Raw genomic sequence first — 405 nt, forward strand, 5'->3', positions numbered from 1 at the left:
CTACGACTTCGTTGAGCACCGCACGCACAATGGACGCAAGTACCGGATGCTGAACGTCATCGACGAGTTCACACGCGAGTGCCTGGCCATCCGCTTGTCACGTGAGCGGAGGGCATTGGACGTGAGCGAGGGACTCTCAGACTCGATCAGTCTGCGCGGGGTGCCGGGGTATAGCCGCTCGGACAACGGCCCTGAGTTCATCGCCAAGGCCGTTAAGGACTGGATCGCGGCGATGGGATCGACAACCGCCTACATCGAGCCGGGCAGTCCGTGGGAGAACGGCTATTGCGAGAGCTTCAACGCGAAGCTGCGGGATGAACTCCTCAACGGCGAGGTGTTCTACACCCTCAAGGAGGCCAGCGTCGTGATCGAGCAATGGCGGAGGCACTACAACAGCATCCGGCC

General features: G+C 61.5%; 1 protein-coding gene. It reads left to right on the forward strand.

What is annotated here, in order from left to right:
• Positions 1-405 (forward strand): integrase core domain-containing protein (locus MKK50_RS14270; protein ID WP_499023198.1); only part of this gene is annotated, 405 nt, incomplete at both ends.

The organism is Methylobacterium sp. J-043 (assembly GCF_022829505.1).
Taxonomy (GTDB): domain Bacteria; phylum Pseudomonadota; class Alphaproteobacteria; order Rhizobiales; family Beijerinckiaceae; genus Methylobacterium; species Methylobacterium extorquens_A.